Here is an 18160-nt window from a genome sequence, read left to right on the forward strand (position 1 = left end):
AGGGCCTTGTACTTGTCCTCTACAAAGTCTACATTGTCACTAGGCCTATTATTGATGTAGTCTACTAGGCCCTGAGCCTCATCCTTGTCAACTATCATTACTAGACCAACACCCATGTTAAAGCTCTTGTGAAGCTCCCTCTTTTCTATGGCATTAAAGCCCTCTATCATCTTGAAAATTGCTGGCTTGTCCCAAGACTTGGTATCTATGTCAAGTCCTAATCCCTTAGGTATTACCCTTACAATATTTTCTATTAGACCACCACCAGTAATGTGGGCTATGGCCTTCACATTATGGCTGGCTAGGGCATCAAGCGCTAACTTGACATATATCTTAGTTGGAGTTAACATAGCATCACCCAAAGACATGCCTAGGTCATCTATATACTTGTCTAGTTCATACTTGTATTCCTCTAGGAAGATCTTTCTGATAAAGGAGAATCCGTTTGAGTGTATACCACTTGAAGATATACCAACTAGAAGGTCTCCTGCCTTTACATCCTGACCGCTAACTATCTTCTTCTTATCAGCTATACCTATTGAAAAGCCTGCCAAGTCATAATCATCATCCCCGTACATACCTGGCATTTCAGCAGTTTCTCCACCTATCAAAGCACAGCCACTCATCTTACATCCATCAGCTATACCTCCTACAACCTTTTCTATATGCTCTGGTACTAGCTTACCTAGGGCTATATAGTCTAGGAAAAATAATGGCTTTGCCCCCTGACAAATCAAGTCATTTACACACATAGCAACTAGGTCTATACCAACTGTGTCATGCTTGTCCATTAGCTGGGCTATCTTAAGCTTTGTCCCAACCCCATCAGTTGATGCTAGTAGGACTGGTTCCTCCATGCCAAGGAAATCCTTTAGAGAATATAGACCACTAAAGTTACCTAGGTCACCAATTACATTTGAATCATAAGTTCCCTTAATCTTGTTTTTAATTAAATCTACCGCTCTGTTTCCCTCATCAATATCTACACCTGAACTCTTGTAAGTAAGCATTTTATTCCCCCTTAAACTGAATATATTTTGATTATTTATTATCCACTATGATTAAAAACTAAAACTCAACTGATGCATCATCAGCTAGAACCTTGTCTGCCATTTCCTTCCTGTAGGCAGCTAGCTTCTCCCTTAAAACTGGGTACTTCACGCTTGCAATCTGAATTGCCATCAAGGCGGCATTCATACCTGAATCTATAGTTACCGTTGCAACTGGGATACCACTTGGCATCTGAACAATCGACAACAAGGAATCCATACCGTCCATTGTAGAAGACTTGATTGGTAGGCCAACTACTGGTATCAATGTCTGGGCAGCTATAACACCTGGTAGATGGGCAGCCTTACCTGCCGCTGCGATTATTACATCTGTATTGTCCTTGATTTCTTCCAAAAATCTAGTTAACTCCTCAGGTGTTCTGTGGGCTGAAAGTATTCTAACCACAACCTCTATACCATAGCTCTTTATAAATTTTATTCCGGACTCAAGCTTTGGCAAATCAGACTTAGAACCCATAACTACTGCAATTTTCATAATTAAATTCTCCTTTTCAACTTATAAATATAGGCACAAGATTTTCTAGTGTCCCAATTTTTTTCGTTTTCACATATTTACTTTAGCTATAAATTTTTGTGACTATTTTAAGATAATTATATATATATAATTCTTATATATACGAACCTTTATACTAAAAGAATATCCTAATGTGCAGTTTTTTTCAATACTTTTTTCAAAAATTATTATAAAAAAGCGTATTTTTGCGAACTATATAAATTATTATTACTATGTTTATTCGTATTTTATGATAATACAGGTAAATAATGGCAACTTTGTACCCTTTAACTGCTATAAATAAAATCCAAGCCAATACCATTATTTGATATTAGCTTGGATTCAAATTCTATACTGAATAGTCTAATTTTTCTTTTACCTATCTTTTAGGACTTCTGACATATTGATTTTCTTTATCCTTCTTACCAGGATCCACCTATTTATTAGGTAGACCATCATTCCACATATAACCGTTGAAAGGTATACATATGTAGGTATATGCGGATCTACATAGCCATCAAACTTATAAAAGGCTAATATTACTAATGATCTTACTAAATATTTTTCTAAAGGAATTAAGATGACTAGAAATACAGCAACGGCTATTGTGGATACCCTAATAAATACCTTCTCTATCTCCTTGTCATAATAGCCAAATATCCTAAGATAAGAGATTGACTCCTTATATTTGTCAACTATAGTCTTGGTAAGGACATACATCACCACTAGGTATATTACAAAAGCCACGGACATGATCATAGGCATAAGGTTTTTAAAATTTACCATAAACTGACCGGCAATTTTTTTCATATCCGAAGAATTTATAATTGTAGCCAGTTCTTTGTCTTCTACCTTTAATTTCTTATCCGTAAATACCCCATTATAATAATATTCCTTCATGCCGACCATTTTATTACAATCCTTCCTATCCATTATGATGGCCATGGAAGTTGCAAAAAGGTCCGTATGACCAACAACCCTTAGTCTATAGTCTACATCTCTATTTTCATCCTTCATACTTATCTGGTCGCCCATATTTATTTTAAACCTATTCATTAGACCGTCTGAAAGGTAAACATCATATAGCCTTGGCTTTTGTTTAGAAGCCTCTTTATCATGTGAGACCTTATCATTCTTGTATTCTCCATCTTCTTTTGAGCTTAAACCACTAGCCCTTGTCAGACCTTCTTTTATAAAGGCCCCGTCTAAATTGCTGGCATATATATTGACCTTTATATCTTGGTCAAAAGTCTTATCTCTCATTTTGACTCCATACATGGTGAATAGGTTGACTTTATCCTTGTCAACTGACATGGCATCAGATAGATACCTGTCTTGTTGATCATAGGTAGGCTTGTCAAATATATCCTTGTCCCTCTTTACTATTGATTCTTTTAACCTTGCCTCCACCTCTTTTTCAAGGGGTCCTTTTAGTATGGTCTGGTAGCTAGATGGCATAGATTTCTCTATATCATCCATATAGCCATCAATCAAAATATTTAAAGATAGACCATATATCAAAAGTATATTTCCCAATAGCAGGCCAATACACAAAACCAGGTAACTAGCCTTATTTTTCAAGAAGACCCTCATCCTAAACCTCGACAAGAATGCCACCTGTGGTAGCCTAATGGCCTTCCTCTGCCTCTTCTTAGTTAGTTCTCGCCTCAAAAATCTAAGGGGACTCAGCCTCAACTTTCTATATATGGACACAAAATTTATCAGTAATATCAAGCCTATAGGTATCAGGCTTGTCAATAAAAAGGCATAGGCATCCAACTCTACCCTTACAGGAAATAGGGAAAATGTACCCGTATATAGGCCTAAATATACATTCTTCATATGGGTATAGGCCAATAAATTGCCCACTAATACGGCAAACACCGTAACATATAGGGGCAACTTTATATAGTGCCATATAAGGCTAGCCTTGCTATAACCAAAGGATAGTAGGCTACCTATCACACTAGCTTCGTCCTCTATAGTATTCTCAACTAGAACTGCAAATATAAAGGCCATTACCAAAAGTACTATCACCATCAAGGATGTCATCATTGGTACATCTCCACCCATATCATCCATAACATAGGAAATCCTAGAATTCCTATACTTATTTTGGGCATTTATCGGTACTAGACCCTTATCTACAAAGGCGTCAACTAAATCCTCTAATTTATCAGACTGGACCTTCCTGTTTTCACTGGAATGTTCTAATCTGTAAGAGTAGATATAATTTATACCATAGCCATCTTTTACTAGATCATCAAAAGTCTTTTTATTTACACTAGCCACTGCAAAATCTTTGTTATCCATCAAGATATCTCCCGGTCGCCTCAATAAACAACTATAGTCTGGAAAGGCCACCGAGCCAACTATTTTTAATCCATCTATAGCAGGCTTCTTGCCATTTACATATGCTGGCAAGTATAATTTATCACCCAGAGACAACTTGTTCTCTTTGATATAGTTATAATTTAATACTACCTCACCATCTTTATTGGCAGATCTTCCCCTATGGATAGCCGGTATATTTACATGTTTCCTGTTGGAATATAGCCTGATTAATTTACCATTCTTATAATTGATAGACAGGTAGTAGTTTTTATAGGCCTTTACATGATTGTCCTCAAAAATTTTTTCTTCATCCCTACTTAATTCCCTATCAAACTCTATATAACCATCCTCTATCTTGCCTTTTATATGACTGTCCTCATAGGATATCTTTACAGAATTTTGTGCTATAAAAAATGAAGATATAAATGATATGGTCATTAGCATAACTATAAATATAGACCCATACCTACCAATATTTGACCTAAGTTCTCTAAAAATTCTCTTGTTTAGTGGATTTTTCATAACTGCCACCTACCAAACTAATTCGCTAGCATCTACTATACTATCATTTATTTTATGCTCCATTATAGTCCCGTCGTGTAGGCTCAAAACCTCATGCGACATGCTAGCAATAGCAGTATTGTGTGTAGCTATAATAATAGTACTTTTGTATTCCTTATTTATTTTTTGTATCATCCTTAATACATCTTTGGCAGTAGTGTAATCCAAGGCTCCAGTAGGTTCATCACAAAGAAGGATAGTTGGACTCTTGGACAAGGCCCTTGCTATAGCAGTCCTCTGCTGCTGACCGCCTGACAGTTGGTTAGGAAACTTGCCTTGATGTTCTACCAAGCCAAGCTTTTCCATCAAGTCATCAATATCCAAGGGGTCTTTACCCAAATAGGCCCCTACCTCTATATTTTCTTTAAGAGTCAGGTTGGATACTAGGTTATAAAATTGAAAAACAAAACCTAACTTGTCCCTCCTATATTGGAGTAGGTCCTTCTTAGACAAGTTCTTAAGCTCCAAACCATCAACCATGAGACTTCCCTCTTCAAATGACTCTATCCCCCCTAATATATTCAAAAAAGTGGACTTACCAGACCCAGATGGTCCTAATAGGGTACATATACTCCCCCTCTTTATCTTACAATCTATGCCCTTAAGGACATCTACCCTGCTGTCACCTTGACCATATGATTTCCTTAAATTTGAAACCTCTATTAGATTATCACTCACCAGAATAACCCCCTATTCATTATAAATTACTATAAAATTTGCAAAACGTTTTCTTTATACTCATACGCCTATTCTTGGTTAGAATAAGTATAAATCCACCTCTTAACTATATGATATAATAAATCATAATGATTTTCAATATTTATCAATGATTAAATACTAGGGTTATTATAGATACCAATATACCTATAAAGGAAAGGCTTAAAAATTTCCTTTCCTTCTTATCTACAAAAAAGTAGCCCAGGGCTCCACCAATCGTAAACAGTCCTTCTAAGCCTATAACCATCAACTTAGGATATACACTTGAGGGCTTGCCTGAAGCCCCCACTTGAACAACCACATTAGCTGGTAAAACTATAAAGCCATATATAGATAGGACCAGGCCTGCAAATACTAGTATTCCTAGCACTATTGTCTTCTTCATTCCATCCACTACCTTTCCTACAAAAAATACTCTTATCCTATATATCTTCTATTATATTTATTGTCTAACGAATACAGAAATTTTTTCTTATTCATCCTCTTTGTCTAGCCATCCCATAGACCTCTCTATAGCCTTCTTCCAGTACTTATAATTCTTGGTCCTCTTTTCCTGACTCATCTGAGGTTTGAAGGTCCTATCTATAGAAAAGTCCTTTGAAATTTCATCAAGGTCCTTCCAATAACCAACTGCCAGACCTGCTAGATAGGCAGCCCCTAATGATGTGGTTTCTAAGGTCCTTGGTCTATGAACCTCTGTATCCAGCATATCAGCCTGGAACTGCATCAAGAAGTTATTGGCTGATGCCCCTCCATCTACCCTAAGATAGGCTAGGGGTATCTTGGCATCCTCCTGCATGGCCTCTATTACATCCTTTGACTGGTAGGCTAGCGATTCCAAGGTAGCCCTTACAAGGTGCTCCCTCTTAGTCCCTCTGGTCAAACCAAAAATTCCACCCCTTGCATACATATCCCAATATGGGGCTCCTAGGCCTGTAAATGCCGGCACAACAACTACACCATCAGTATCTTCAATCTTGTTGGCATAATATTCACTCTGGGGAGAATCGTATACCAGCCTCAACTCATCCCTCAACCACTGGATGGCTGCACCTGCTATAAATACTGACCCTTCTAGGGCATAGGATACCTTGCCGTTAATTCCCCATGCTATTGTAGTCAATAGGCCATTTTTAGACCTTATCATTTCCTGGCCTGTATTCATTAACACAAAACAGCCTGTTCCATAGGTATTCTTTACCATACCTGGCTTAAAGCAATTCTGGCCAAATAGGGCGGCCTGCTGGTCACCTGCTATACCTGCTATTGGTATCCTGGCACCCCCATAGGTATGCTCATCAGTATAGCCATATATACAGCTAGAATCCTTGACCTCTGGCATCATTGCCTTTGGTATATTCAAAACATCTAGAATTTCATCGTCCCACTTTAGGTCTTTGATATTAAACAACATGGTCCTAGAGGCATTAGAATAGTCTGTTACATGGACCTTACCCCTAGTCAGGTTCCATACTAGCCACGTATCCACTGTACCAAAAAGTAGGTCTCCCCTTTCAGCCTTTTCCCTGGCTCCTTCCACATTGTCTAGTATCCAGGCTATCTTTGTGCCCGAGAAATAGGCATCCACTACTAGGCCTGTCTTGTCCCTAATCTTGTCAATCCAACCCTTTTCCTTAAGCCTCTCACAATAGCTGGCCGTTCTCCTACACTGCCAAACTATGGCATTATAGATAGGTTTGCCTGTATTTTTATCCCATACAATTGTAGTCTCTCTTTGGTTTGTAATTCCAATTCCAATAATCTGGTCAGGCCTGATAGCAGACTTTTCCAATACTTCTCTCGCTACCCCACTCTGGGATGCCCATATTTCCATCGGATCGTGCTCTACCCAGCCAGCCTTAGGATATATTTGCTGGAATTCCTTTTGTGCTACATTTATTATTTGTCCCTTTTTATTAAATATAATTGCCCTGGAACTTGTAGTTCCCGCATCAAATGATAGTATATACTTTTCCATAATTTTGTCCCCCTTAGAATAAGACCTAAATATTATCTAGGAATTACTTAAATTATATCATTACTTGTATGCTACTTCCATAAGGATTATCGTCTTTATGAATAATATAGAATTATTGAGCGTTGTAATATATATTCCCAATTAATACACACTATTTAATATATACTATGATACTATTATCTTTTCTATTCTGTACGAGGATAGTTTAAAAACTTTTAATAGTCCTTTGTTTTTTTAATTGTATTAGAACATAAATCAAGAGTATATTTTGGATTTGGATACAAATCAAAATTCACAATGCAAAGAGAAAAACATAGATGTTGGTGAACAACCTGTTAGTGTTGAGAATACTGCTATTTTAGAATGTCTTGAAGTAGTCATGAGCGAATATAAAATAGAGCGTGATAAAAAACAAAGTTTTGAAACTCGTGCAGGCATAATAATGGCATTACTTGGCGCAACGTGTGGGATTTTTTTTGGTTGTATAAAATTTAGCGTTGGTGAGGGAAAATTCTCTCCCAACGCTAAATTTTATACAACCCTTTTTTATATTCTAGTCATTTCATTTCATTCTTTCAAGATAATAAATTGTGACCTTGAAGATTACAATGTTATTCAATTATGCTTCAAGAAGATCATCTCTTAGCAAAAAGTCTCTTATTCCAACATAATAAATTCCATACTCATCGTATCTTGGCACTATATTATCTCTGACAATAATAATTTTCTTAAAAGAATCGTCAATTCGTTTTAGAGAGTTTCTTTCCTGTTCTTTCTTCTCCTCACTGTTTATAGCAAAAGCTGATTGAATATAATATCTGAGATTTCCTCTGTTAATAACAAAATCAACCTCTAATTGTACTCTTGTTGTTTTTCCCTCTACACTTGGAAAATATTCCACAACTCCTACATCAACATTAAATCCTCTTCTTAACAAGTCATTGTAAATGATATTTTCCATAATATGCGTTTCTTCAACTTGTCTAAAATTCAATCTTGCATTTCTAAGCCCTATATCAGCAAAATAGTATTTAAGTGGTGTAGAGAAGTATTTCGAACCTTTAATATCATATCTTTTAGCAGAATACAGAAGATAGGCTTCTTCAAAATATATTAAGTACTTTGAAATAGTATTATTTGATATGTTTATTTTTTTTTCCGAATCATATCTTTTAGATAGCTTAAGTGGATTTGTAAGTGAGCCTACTGCTGATGATACAAAATCTAGTAAAACTTCTAAAACTTCCTCACTGTTTTTTATCTGATTTCGATCTATGATATCTTTAATATATGTTTCTTCAAATAGTCCTTTCAAATACCTGCTCTTTTCTTCAAAGGTTTCCATTTCAAGTACAAATGGCATTCCACCGCAAAGGACATAATCTTCCCATGCTTTATCTTTATCCTCATAACAGCTACTCATCTCAGCAAACGATAAAGGATAAAGATGTATTTCATCTCCCCTATCTCTAAATTGTGTCAAAATGTCTTTAGAAAGCATTTTTGAATTACTTCCGGTAATATAAATATCAAGATTTTTTCGTTTCATAAGTGAAAGTAATGTATCAACAAAAGTAATTTTTTCGTCCTCATCATCAATATATGGATTTTTTACTGATCTTGAAAATTGTATCTCATCAATAAAAATATAATATCTTTTATCATCACTTATCTTACTTTTTATATATTCATTGAGCTTAAAGGGATCTCTATATTGACTATTTTCAATGTCATCGAGAGCCATTTCAATAATTTGGTTTTCAGCTATACTATTTTTCAATAAATAATTCTTGTATAGTTCAAACAACAAATATGACTTGCCACATCTTCTGATACCTGTTATGATTTTAATTCTTCCGTTATCCTTTTTCTTAATTAGTTCATCTAAATATTGCTTTCTTTCTATAATCATATCCTGTGCCCCTTTTATGCGAATAATTTATATATTTTACCACGATTTTTATTCATATATATTTTATCACAGTCAAAGGATAATCGCAATCACAAGGAATAATTTTCGTGGTATAATATATTTTTTATTCGAATCTATGAAAAAAAGCCTGTAAAATTGTAAGTCCTTCTATGGTAAAATTAAATTATAATCTGAATTTTTGTCTAAGTATTATATTGAAATTGTAATTCAATTAGATCCTAATAATAAGGAGTATGTAGATTTTTATAATTTTATATTAAGTGGAAATTAAGCGTTGTCAGTATACTCTAGCCTATACTATCATATTAATTTAGTTTTATTTAATATATTATTTTTAAGCATCTATCATGCAGCCAACTTCGCATTTTCAATAGGGACACGTCCCTACAATAAAAAACCTCCCAGGTACTAAAACCTAGAAGGTTGATTTTATCTTGTATATTTTTTATATAATTGACTTATTCCTATATCCACCCTACAAGGATCTATCTTTCCAATCATCCTTCTGCCTGTCCCTAATCTCTCTTAACAACAAAAGTATCTTATTTAGGGTCAACTGTATAGATATAAGGACCACAAAGAGCATGACCCAGGCAACTAATTTAAAGTTAATAATCTCCATATTTCCACCATCCACTATTTACTTATCAAGGCTTCTAGCTCATCAACCAGGTCGGCAAATACCTTCAAGGCCCCGTCTACAGCTGACTTTTCTTCCATATTTACACCTGCATGTCTTAACTGGTCTAGTGGGTATTCTGAGCCACCACTTCTCAAGAATTCTATATACCTTGGCACTGCCCCTTCTTCATTTAATATCATATTGCTAAGTACACTTGCTGCTGAGAAGCCTGTAGCATACTTATATACGTAGAAGTTTGAATAGAAGTGAGGTATCCTAGCCCATTCTATACCAACCAGTTCATCCACATTACAAGAACCACCATAATATAGCTTGTTCAAGTTATAGTATATTTCAGTAAAGTCCTTGGCTGTCATAGGTTGGCCAGCTTCTACCCTTTCGTGGCTAATCTTTTCAAATTCAGCAAATAGGGTCTGCCTGTAGACAGTAGTTCTAAACTGCTCTAGGTAGTAGTTTAGAAGATATATCTTCTCCTCATCTGATTTTGCATTCTTAAGCAGGTACTTGATCAACAAATTCTCATTAACAGTAGATGCCACCTCTGCCACAAATATCTTGTAGCTAGAGTATAGGTAAGGCTGGCTCTCATGAGATAGGTAGCTGTGCATAGAGTGACCCAACTCGTGTATTAGGGTAAACATAGAGTTTAGGTCATTGTTATAGCTCATCAATATATATGGGTGGGAATCATAACTTCCCCATGAGTAGGCTCCACCCCTCTTGCCTTCATTCTCGTATACATCTATCCACTTCTCATCAAAGGCACGCTTGATTAGGCCTATGTAATCCTGACCCATTGGCTCTAGGGCCTTGATTATAATTTTCTGGGCCTCTTCGTAGGAAATCTCCATTTTGAAATCCTCTGCCATAGGTACATAAAGGTCATACATATGGACCTCATCTAGACCAAAATACTTTTTCTTTAGGCCTATATACTTGTCTAAGGCCGGTATATTTTCATGGATTGATTCAATCAGGTTGTTATACACATCTAGGCTGATATTGTCTGCATATAGGGATGCAAACAGGGCTGATGGGTACTTCCTAATGCTTGAATTGAATATCTCTGCCTTGATACCACCAAATAGGGTTGAAGCCATTGTATTTGAATACTTCTTGTAGGTTCCAAACTCTGCCTCAAAGGCCTCCTGCCTAACCCTCCTGTCCTTGGACTTGATAAACTTGCTATAGTTAAACATATCCAGCCTAACCTTATTGCCATCTTCATCTGTAATTTCTGGGAACTTCATATCTGCATAGGATAGCATTTCATAGGTATTTTCAGGTACCCCTGCCAGTTCTGATGCCGCAGCCATTATCTCTTCTTCCTTGTCACTAAGTGTGTATGGCTTGTCACTCAGGATTTCATCTATCATCTTCTTGTAGTGGCCTAGCCTCTCGTCCTTCATATAAGTTTCCAATAACCCTTCGTCCATGGATATAATCTCTGGAACTATATAGGCTGTAGCCTTGCTTAGGTCGGTTGACATCATCTCGCTCTTGCTTGACTCTGCCAGGTTTTCATTATCCCTAGTATCCTCATGATGTTTCATGTGAGTATATACATAATAGTGGGATAGCTTCCTTGAAATATCTTCCATCAGCTTTAGGACCTTATAAAGATTTTCTGCTGAAGCAGATAGACTTCCCTTGTAGCTAGCAACCTCCTTTAGCCCTTCCTTAATATAGTCTATATCAGCTTCCATAGCATCCTTGCTTGGGTACATCTTATCTAGGTCCCATTTATATTCATTTGAAATTTCATTTCTCTCTCTTGCCATATTTACCTCCATCTTTTTTTCATATGTATTTGTATTATGGATTTTTGTATCTATATCCATTGAAGAATTTATTATTATATATTGGTCTATTTATTCCTATTAGTATTATACTCCACTTACCTTTATTTTAACTATAAGGTTTAGATATTTTCTGACATTTAAAAGTAATTCTCATATTGTAGACAAAAATATGCTATACTTGTTATATTCCTAGTAATAATATACCCTCTAGGAAATACTTAGCTAGAAAGTAGGATGGAATATTTATGCATAGTAGTCATTTAAAAACTAGAAAATTAGTCTTCTATAGTCTCATGGTTGCCTATAGTTTAGCCTTATATTTATTGGAGCAATTAATACCTAACCCCTTAATCGCCTTCTTCCCGGGAGCTAAATTGGGTCTAAGCAATATCATCACCCTATTATGTCTCTTGAACTTTGGCTTTAAGGACACATTTAAGATACTTACAGTCAGGATAATCCTATCCTCAATTTTTGCCGGGGCTGCTACAGTTCTCCTATATAGTATAGCCGGTGGTTATCTCAGCCTAATGGGCATGTATCTTGCCATCAAGATCAAGGGCTTTTCCAAGGTTGGAATTAGTGTTTTCGGTGCCATAATGCACAATATAGGCCAGCTACTTGTTGCAAGTGCTATGATTGAAAATTTGACTATGATGACCTACCTACCTATCATGCTAGGGGCATCTTTGGTTACAGGTATTTTCATAGGTATAGTGGTCAGCTTTACTGACCCCTTATTCAAAAAACACAGTCTTAAATTCAGTCTATAAGAAAGAATTTATTTAAGTTGACTTTAGTGGCAGGTATTATTACCTGCCCTTTTTAATGAAAAAATCCTATATAATTAATTTTATATATTTAAGTTTATTTTAAGATAGTATAACTATAATGTAAAAAACAAAGTAATAAATTTAGATAGAAAGGAAGTATGTGATATGAAATTTAGAACTTTTATTTTAGTAGTCATAGTTGCAATAGTATCATCCTTTGGTGGTGCTTTTGCAGCCCTAAAATTTAGTCAAAATAATACATTTAGTTCCCAGCCTACAAAGGCAAGTACTACTACACAGATAATTTCTGATGGAAGTAGCAAGTCTCAGAACGTATACCAGGCTGTTGCCCAGAAGGCTTCTCCATCTGTGGTAGGAATTATTACAGAGGAAAGCTCAGGGTCTGGCCTATTTAGTGATAGCAATCAAATTACTAAGAGTTCTGGTACTGGCTTCGTTGTAGATAAGAGGGGCTATATTTTAACAAATTCCCACGTAGTATCTGATGGTCAAACTAAGACTGTCAAGGTCCTATTCAATGACGGTACAACAACTAGCGGTAGTGTGATTTGGTATGACCAAAGTCTAGACCTAGCTGTGGTAAAGGTAAATAAGTCAAACCTGGTTCCAGCAGAGCTAGGCGATAGTGACCAGGTAACCGTTGGTGATATAGCCATAGCAATAGGTAACCCTCTGGGCACAGACCTTAGAAACTCTGTTACCCAAGGTATTATAAGTGGTCTTAATAGGGATGTATCAACTCAGTCAAGTAATATGTCGGGCCTACTTCAAACAGATGCCAGTATCAACTCAGGTAATAGTGGTGGTCCCTTGCTTAACCAGGATGGCCAGGTAATTGGTATTAACACAGCCAAGGCCAATGCCGATAACCTAGGCTTCTCTATACCTATAAATACAGCCAAGACAATCGTTGAAAAGATTGTTGAGGGCAAGACCTATGTCAGGCCAACTCTTGGTATATCAGGTCTAGATGTAAAAACATACACTAGCTATACTGGTCAAGACCTAGATATTGAAAATGGTATAATTGTCAGGTCTGTTAAGTCAGGTTCAGTTGCATCAAAGGCTGGCATAAAGGCTGGAGATATTATTACCAAGATTGGTAATACTGAAATTAAGACAATGAATGACCTAACTAAGAAGCTCTACTCTTATTCATCAGGCTCTAAGGACACCCTTACCGTCTACAGAAACGGAAAGACCGTAGACCTAAAGATAGGCTTCTAGTCAACCAAAAGGTGCTTATTAAAATATAGCTAAGGATAATAAAATTTTTCATACTTTATTAATAAATTCAAACAATCAATAAATTAAAAGACACCTATGGGCCTTAGGATTTTAGATGGTAATAATTTTACTATCATAATCCCTCCTCCCAGGTGTCTTTTTCTATTCTATAAAATTATATACAATCTAGGCCAGTGATCCCATAGGGTCCCATGGGGCTAGAAGTATCGGTTGGCTGTCAAAGGCCTGCCTTTGCTGGTCTGTTAATAGGTCCCTTCTAACTACTATCTGGTATGTGTACTGGTCCATCCAGTCATCTGTCATCACATAATAGCCCTTGTGGCCTACCTTGTCACCCCAGCTATTTTCGACCTTCCACCTAGTAGGTTTTCCATCAACTATATCTACTCCTGTCAATACCATAGCATGGGTCATCAGGCTCTCACCATACATGAGCCTATCAGCCTTGCTGGTTGAGAAATCTACGTCAAACAGGTCTTCTAGCTCATATGTATCTAGGGCCATTATACCTGATTGGTTGTTAGAAAACTGGCCAACATCACAGCCAAACCATACAGATTCTCCTGACTCTAACTGGTCTATTGCCAGCTTTTTAAAGTCTTCCATATCTAGGTTGATATACTTTACATCTTTTCCACCAACTACATTGCCAAGCATCTCAACAGTATAAGACCTCATATATGGCTTGTCTTCTGTAGGCGCATTTATAACAGATACATATTCATCTAGGTCTAAGCCAACATATTTGTCATAAAAGTCCTGAGGTGTCATGTCCCTATCAATATGGTATTCCTTATCCTTGTCTCTATACTTAAAGTCAAACTTCTTTACAGGACTACCTAGGGATATGGACAAGATGTCATATACCTCCTTCATAAGTGTCCTTCTAGTTTCTAGAATTTCTTGGTCACCAGCACCCTTAGCAACTAGGCTTCTTAAGATCATGGCATCCTTACGAAGTTTTTTGTTTAGGTACTTGTTTAACTCTGTTGAATTTGAACTAGCCTGAACTTCTGGCATTGCCTCCTTTGGTACCACACCGTACTTCTGGAATATGGAAACTATCATATCCCACTGGCCTCCATCCTGTTGTGGCACCTGTAGTAGAAAGGCTACCTTCCTATCCTCAAGTGGCCTGTCTGCTGTAGCCAATATATTCTCATGGAAGAAATTGGCCTTTTCATACTTGTCCCAGAAAAATACATAGTTCTGTGATAGCTCAAAGTCATCTATCTTGAATTTTTCAATTATCCTATGTCTGAATGTGTTTAGGGCAGCGAACATCCAGCAGCGACCAGACCTCTTCTGGTCAGTCACCTTGCCTGTTTCTAAATCAATAGAAAATACTGGTCTAAGGGTCTGCTTTGCCTCTATAGACTCACATGATGCCTGTATTCCATTTTTATGGACAGCCCTCTGAGCCATTACCTTTTTCTTGTCCTTTACAAAACCATCTTCAAATACGTCTGTTAAGTTCCTGCTTAATTCCATCATACACCTCCATTTATACTAATACTTCTACTTCTTTAAAATTTATTATACTTAAAATACAATTGTATATACTTGTAACCTATCGATTATTGTAGGTCTATAGCTAATTTACAAGTCTAAAGGTCATTTATAATCCTGTAGAAAATATGCTCTACATACATTTCTATAAGGTTGTACTGGCGGCCTACAAGTCTGGTTTCCATGATTTCATCTGCCACCTCTTTAAGCCTTTCATCCTTAATTTTCTTTAGTAGGTCTAGGTTGGCTGGCTTTACCTTTGTCCTAGGCTTGGAACCCTCATAGTACTTTTTCCTCATGAGGCTAAGATCTATCATATCTCCATAGGCCTGCTTAAGGTCATCAGCCATCTTCAAGCCCTCAGGATCAAAGTCACCAGCATAATACACCCTTGCATCCTCGCTCAGCTTATCCATAAAGGTCCAAACAGACTTTCTCAGCTTGCCATGAAAACAAACTATGGGTAGGCTATTAAACATGGCACTAAGTATATAGAATACACTGGCATTTTCTACTAGTATTAGGGCATCTCCCAGCTCTGGATAGATAAGGTCCATCTTCAGTAGATGCTTGAGCGGGGCCTTCCAAGCCACCTGGTTCCTGCAGGATGCAGACCAAACAGAGTTGACCTCACCATTGGACCTGGCCAGCATATGGCTCACACTCATAAAGTGGAAGATATCATCTAGAAGTATTCCATAGTATTCAAATACCTTGTCCCTGTACTCCATATAGGACATACCTGTTGGCTTGTCACCATATGTAAGGGCTAAAATTTTAAACAACCAGTCTCCTAAAACCGTCCCCTCGTCAAATTCATAGGGATTGGCTGTAATCTCTGCGGCAAAAACTGCCAAATATATATAATTATCAAAGTGGACACCATCAAACTGACCTGCCCTCTGATTTATCTTTTCTATGGCATTCCCCAGAAAATATATGTCACCCAATGAAATCTCCTTGTACTTATTTTCATAGTAGATTTTGTCAATAATCTGATCAAGTACATCTGGTCTAACAGCAGAAAGAAGCTGCCTAATCTCATCCTTGATAGTCTCCTTGATTAGCTCTTTTGAGGGTTGTCCTATCTCAGAATCGATAGTTAAACTAATTCCTGTAACCTCAGATGCTAGATAGGCTAGGTCAAAATCCCCATACTTACTATCAAGATGGGCACTTTTTATCTTAGCTACACTTACATCATTTTTAGAGCCTAGGTCTGCCACTGATTCACCGACAAAGTCTGCTATCTTTTCCTTTTGCTTGTCAGTATAGTCCTTTAGGCTTATCCTACCAGTTAGACGACCATACCTCTTGTATTTCATCATCAGGTCCTTACACATTTTCCTATAGGCCGATGAATTTTTGTAATAGTTTATCGCACTTTTTTTACTAACCTTTCTACCCATGTATACCTCCAAGAAATAACTACTGCTATGACTTTACCTCGTATTCTTATTATATACCCTAAGCATATATAAGGAAAGACCCCACATTATATTATGCGGGGTCTTCTATATTTTACAATATTAATTTGTATTAGTATATTTTTATTTCTTGTGGAGGCCTATTTCTACTTCACTAGGTCTTCCAAAACACTATATGGAACAAATCTTTCTCCACCTATAGCTGTAATACTTGTAAAGCCTGCATTTCTTATATAAGTCTTAACCGGTGAATTAATATTCTTATTCCTTGATACCAATAGGGTAGGTCTATTAAACTTACCTGATATTGGCGATATAACCAAGGCATCAGCAAACTCCTCACCTGATGCTATATAGGCTTCCTTGCTTGCTCCAAACTTAGACTTGGCTATAGCTACTGAAGTTTCGTACCTAGTATTTCCAGCCATTCTTTCAAGCACACCTGGAAGCTTGGCTTCTGTTGACTTAGATATTGTGTTAGTTCCACCTGCTATATAAGTCTTATTGATTTCTAGGTCCTTAATGGCCCTTTCTATCTGGCTTGGTATAGAATCCTTCTTAACTAGAAGTATTGGGTAACCATCTCTTGAAGCAAATGTTCCTACTGATAGGGCATCTGGGAATACCTGGCCTGAAGCTACTACTCCTGTGTTCTTCTTACCAGTAATTCCAACTACTCTCTTAGCTACCATTTCAGAAGTTCCATACCTGTCAGCTCCTGCTATTCTTTCAACATTCTTGTCAGCATCATAAGCCTTTAGGTCTTCTCTTACCCTTTCAGATACAGAGCTTTGCCCACCAACTATGATTACTTCCTCAGCACCTAGTCTCTTTATTTCATCCCCAACTCTTGAGTCTAACTTGTCAGTTGGGTTAAGCAGAATTGGTGCATCCTTTAGCTTGGCCAATACTGAGGCTGTCATTGAGTCTGGGAATAGGTCATGCCTAACCACTATTACAGACTTAGCCTTGTTGTAGTTTTTCTTTGATATATTTATAGCTGTCTCTATCCTATCCCTACCATCTATTCTACCAGTATTAGTATTATCAGACTTCTTAGGCTCTACTGGCTTATTCTCCTTTTTCTTTACCTTGAAGGTATATGAAATTAGGTTTGGCTTGTCTGCCGGTGCAGCCTGGTCTCTTCCAGTATCACTCTGCTTTGCGACAAAATATAGGTATGTACGGTTGTAGGCCTCATAGGTATTATCATAACGTGAAAGGTCTGGTTCATATGCATAATCATCCCAAGAGTCCGGATTCTCTGAGCCTGCAGGCTTATTAGCCTTATAATATGTCCCCTGAGCTAGCCCCTTAGTTGCCCAATCAACATAGCCTCCTAGGCTAGCCTTTAGGGTAACCTTAGTATCTGGATTCACTGTTGACTTCACATACAAACCTGAAATAGATAGGACTGGGTTACTTGTGTCTATCTTCTTTATTTTTTCAATAGTCTCGCTCCACTTTAGCTTTTTACCCTGTATGCTTTCATCTAGCCTTAAGCTGACTACCAGCCTTTTATTACCTGATTCATCTTTTACATCAGTTGTAACCTTAAAGCCATCAAGACCAGATATTTTTGCTGATGGATTTTTGACTTCCACTTCATTTGGTATATCGATAGTGTATACAAGCTGAGAGTCAATCATAC

At 37.0% G+C, this 18160-nt stretch carries 15 protein-coding genes; 3 read left to right on the plus strand and 12 right to left on the minus strand.

The features are described 5' to 3' along the window. From purM to glpK, 6 genes are all read right to left on the minus strand, one after another. On the minus strand, nucleotides 1–1010 hold a 1010-nt coding region (purM, locus tag ACW6OJ_RS03470), incomplete at its 3' end, for a phosphoribosylformylglycinamidine cyclo-ligase (RefSeq protein WP_456095774.1). Nucleotides 1011–1068: 58 nt separating this feature from the next. Further along, nucleotides 1069–1545: a 5-(carboxyamino)imidazole ribonucleotide mutase gene (gene purE / locus ACW6OJ_RS03475; protein ID WP_293426531.1), complete on the minus strand. Its 477-nt coding sequence runs from the start codon at nucleotides 1543–1545 to the stop codon at nucleotides 1069–1071. Nucleotides 1546–1938: 393 nt separating this feature from the next. Beyond that, nucleotides 1939–4419 carry an FtsX-like permease family protein gene (locus ACW6OJ_RS03480; protein ID WP_456095775.1) on the minus strand — a complete coding sequence of 827 codons (2481 nt, stop codon included), beginning with the start codon at nucleotides 4417–4419 and terminating at the stop codon, nucleotides 1939–1941. Nucleotides 4420–4428: 9 nt separating this feature from the next. Beyond that, nucleotides 4429–5136 carry an ABC transporter ATP-binding protein gene (locus ACW6OJ_RS03485; protein WP_293426537.1) on the minus strand — a complete coding sequence of 236 codons (708 nt, stop codon included), beginning with the start codon at nucleotides 5134–5136 and terminating at the stop codon, nucleotides 4429–4431. Nucleotides 5137–5281: 145 nt separating this feature from the next. After that, on the minus strand, nucleotides 5282–5560 hold the full coding sequence (locus tag ACW6OJ_RS03490) for a hypothetical protein (protein WP_293426540.1): 279 nt from the start codon (nucleotides 5558–5560) through the stop codon (nucleotides 5282–5284). 87 nt (nucleotides 5561–5647) lie between these two features. Next, complete coding sequence (gene glpK / locus ACW6OJ_RS03495; RefSeq protein WP_456095776.1) at nucleotides 5648–7153, minus strand: glycerol kinase GlpK; 1506 nt, start codon at nucleotides 7151–7153, stop codon at nucleotides 5648–5650. Nucleotides 7154–7421: 268 nt separating this feature from the next. Between glpK and ACW6OJ_RS03500 the strand changes: the two genes are divergently transcribed. Beyond that, a complete protein-coding gene (locus tag ACW6OJ_RS03500; RefSeq protein ID WP_456095777.1) occupies nucleotides 7422–7799 on the plus strand; it encodes a hypothetical protein in 378 nt (125 codons plus the stop codon). Here the strand turns inward: ACW6OJ_RS03500 and ACW6OJ_RS03505 are convergent. The 3 genes from ACW6OJ_RS03505 to pepF form a co-directional block, all read right to left on the minus strand. Continuing rightward, nucleotides 7773–9065, minus strand: coding sequence for an ATP-binding protein (locus ACW6OJ_RS03505; RefSeq protein WP_456095778.1), 1293 nt, complete (start codon nucleotides 9063–9065; stop codon nucleotides 7773–7775). The genes ACW6OJ_RS03500 and ACW6OJ_RS03505 overlap by 27 nt on opposite strands. A gap of 496 nt (nucleotides 9066–9561) precedes the next feature. Continuing rightward, nucleotides 9562–9708, minus strand: a complete 147-nt coding sequence (locus ACW6OJ_RS03510) for a hypothetical protein (protein ID WP_293430066.1) — start codon at nucleotides 9706–9708, stop codon at nucleotides 9562–9564. A 14-nt stretch (nucleotides 9709–9722) separates the two neighbouring features. Next, a complete protein-coding gene (pepF, locus tag ACW6OJ_RS03515) occupies nucleotides 9723–11510 on the minus strand; it encodes an oligoendopeptidase F (RefSeq protein WP_456095779.1) in 1788 nt (595 codons plus the stop codon). A gap of 266 nt (nucleotides 11511–11776) precedes the next feature. Here pepF and ACW6OJ_RS03520 point away from each other — a divergent pair, with 266 nt between their 5' ends. Both ACW6OJ_RS03520 and htrA read left to right on the plus strand, forming a co-directional pair. Continuing rightward, complete coding sequence (locus tag ACW6OJ_RS03520; RefSeq protein WP_293430069.1) at nucleotides 11777–12304, plus strand: Gx transporter family protein; 528 nt, start codon at nucleotides 11777–11779, stop codon at nucleotides 12302–12304. A 165-nt stretch (nucleotides 12305–12469) separates the two neighbouring features. Continuing rightward, a complete protein-coding gene (htrA, locus tag ACW6OJ_RS03525; protein ID WP_456095780.1) occupies nucleotides 12470–13552 on the plus strand; it encodes a serine protease HtrA in 1083 nt (360 codons plus the stop codon). A gap of 186 nt (nucleotides 13553–13738) precedes the next feature. Here the strand turns inward: htrA and ACW6OJ_RS03530 are convergent, their stop codons facing one another. The 3 genes from ACW6OJ_RS03530 to ACW6OJ_RS03540 all read right to left on the minus strand — a co-directional run. Next, a complete protein-coding gene (locus tag ACW6OJ_RS03530; protein ID WP_456095781.1) occupies nucleotides 13739–15064 on the minus strand; it encodes a C1 family peptidase in 1326 nt (441 codons plus the stop codon). Between the two features lie 116 nt (nucleotides 15065–15180). After that, complete coding sequence (locus tag ACW6OJ_RS03535; protein ID WP_456095782.1) at nucleotides 15181–16491, minus strand: TIGR02679 domain-containing protein; 1311 nt, start codon at nucleotides 16489–16491, stop codon at nucleotides 15181–15183. A 164-nt stretch (nucleotides 16492–16655) separates the two neighbouring features. Continuing rightward, a partial coding sequence (locus ACW6OJ_RS03540; RefSeq protein ID WP_456095783.1) for a cell wall-binding repeat-containing protein occupies nucleotides 16656–18160 on the minus strand: 1505 nt, incomplete at its 5' end.

The organism is Peptostreptococcus sp. (assembly GCF_977045075.1).

Coding starts and splice junctions, on each gene's coding strand:
- pepF (WP_456095779.1), bottom strand. CDS start 11,510: ATGGCAAGAGAGAGAAATGAAATTTCAAATGAATATAAATGGGACCTA.
- ACW6OJ_RS03505 (WP_456095778.1), bottom strand. CDS start 9,065: ATGATTATAGAAAGAAAGCAATATTTAGATGAACTAATTAAGAAAAAG.
- ACW6OJ_RS03520 (WP_293430069.1), top strand. CDS start 11,777: ATGCATAGTAGTCATTTAAAAACTAGAAAATTAGTCTTCTATAGTCTC.
- ACW6OJ_RS03530 (WP_456095781.1), bottom strand. CDS start 15,064: ATGGAATTAAGCAGGAACTTAACAGACGTATTTGAAGATGGTTTTGTA.
- purE (WP_293426531.1), bottom strand. CDS start 1,545: ATGAAAATTGCAGTAGTTATGGGTTCTAAGTCTGATTTGCCAAAGCTT.
- ACW6OJ_RS03490 (WP_293426540.1), bottom strand. CDS start 5,560: ATGAAGAAGACAATAGTGCTAGGAATACTAGTATTTGCAGGCCTGGTC.
- ACW6OJ_RS03480 (WP_456095775.1), bottom strand. CDS start 4,419: ATGAAAAATCCACTAAACAAGAGAATTTTTAGAGAACTTAGGTCAAAT.
- glpK (WP_456095776.1), bottom strand. CDS start 7,153: ATGGAAAAGTATATACTATCATTTGATGCGGGAACTACAAGTTCCAGG.
- ACW6OJ_RS03535 (WP_456095782.1), bottom strand. CDS start 16,491: ATGGGTAGAAAGGTTAGTAAAAAAAGTGCGATAAACTATTACAAAAAT.
- htrA (WP_456095780.1), top strand. CDS start 12,470: ATGAAATTTAGAACTTTTATTTTAGTAGTCATAGTTGCAATAGTATCA.
- ACW6OJ_RS03510 (WP_293430066.1), bottom strand. CDS start 9,708: ATGGAGATTATTAACTTTAAATTAGTTGCCTGGGTCATGCTCTTTGTG.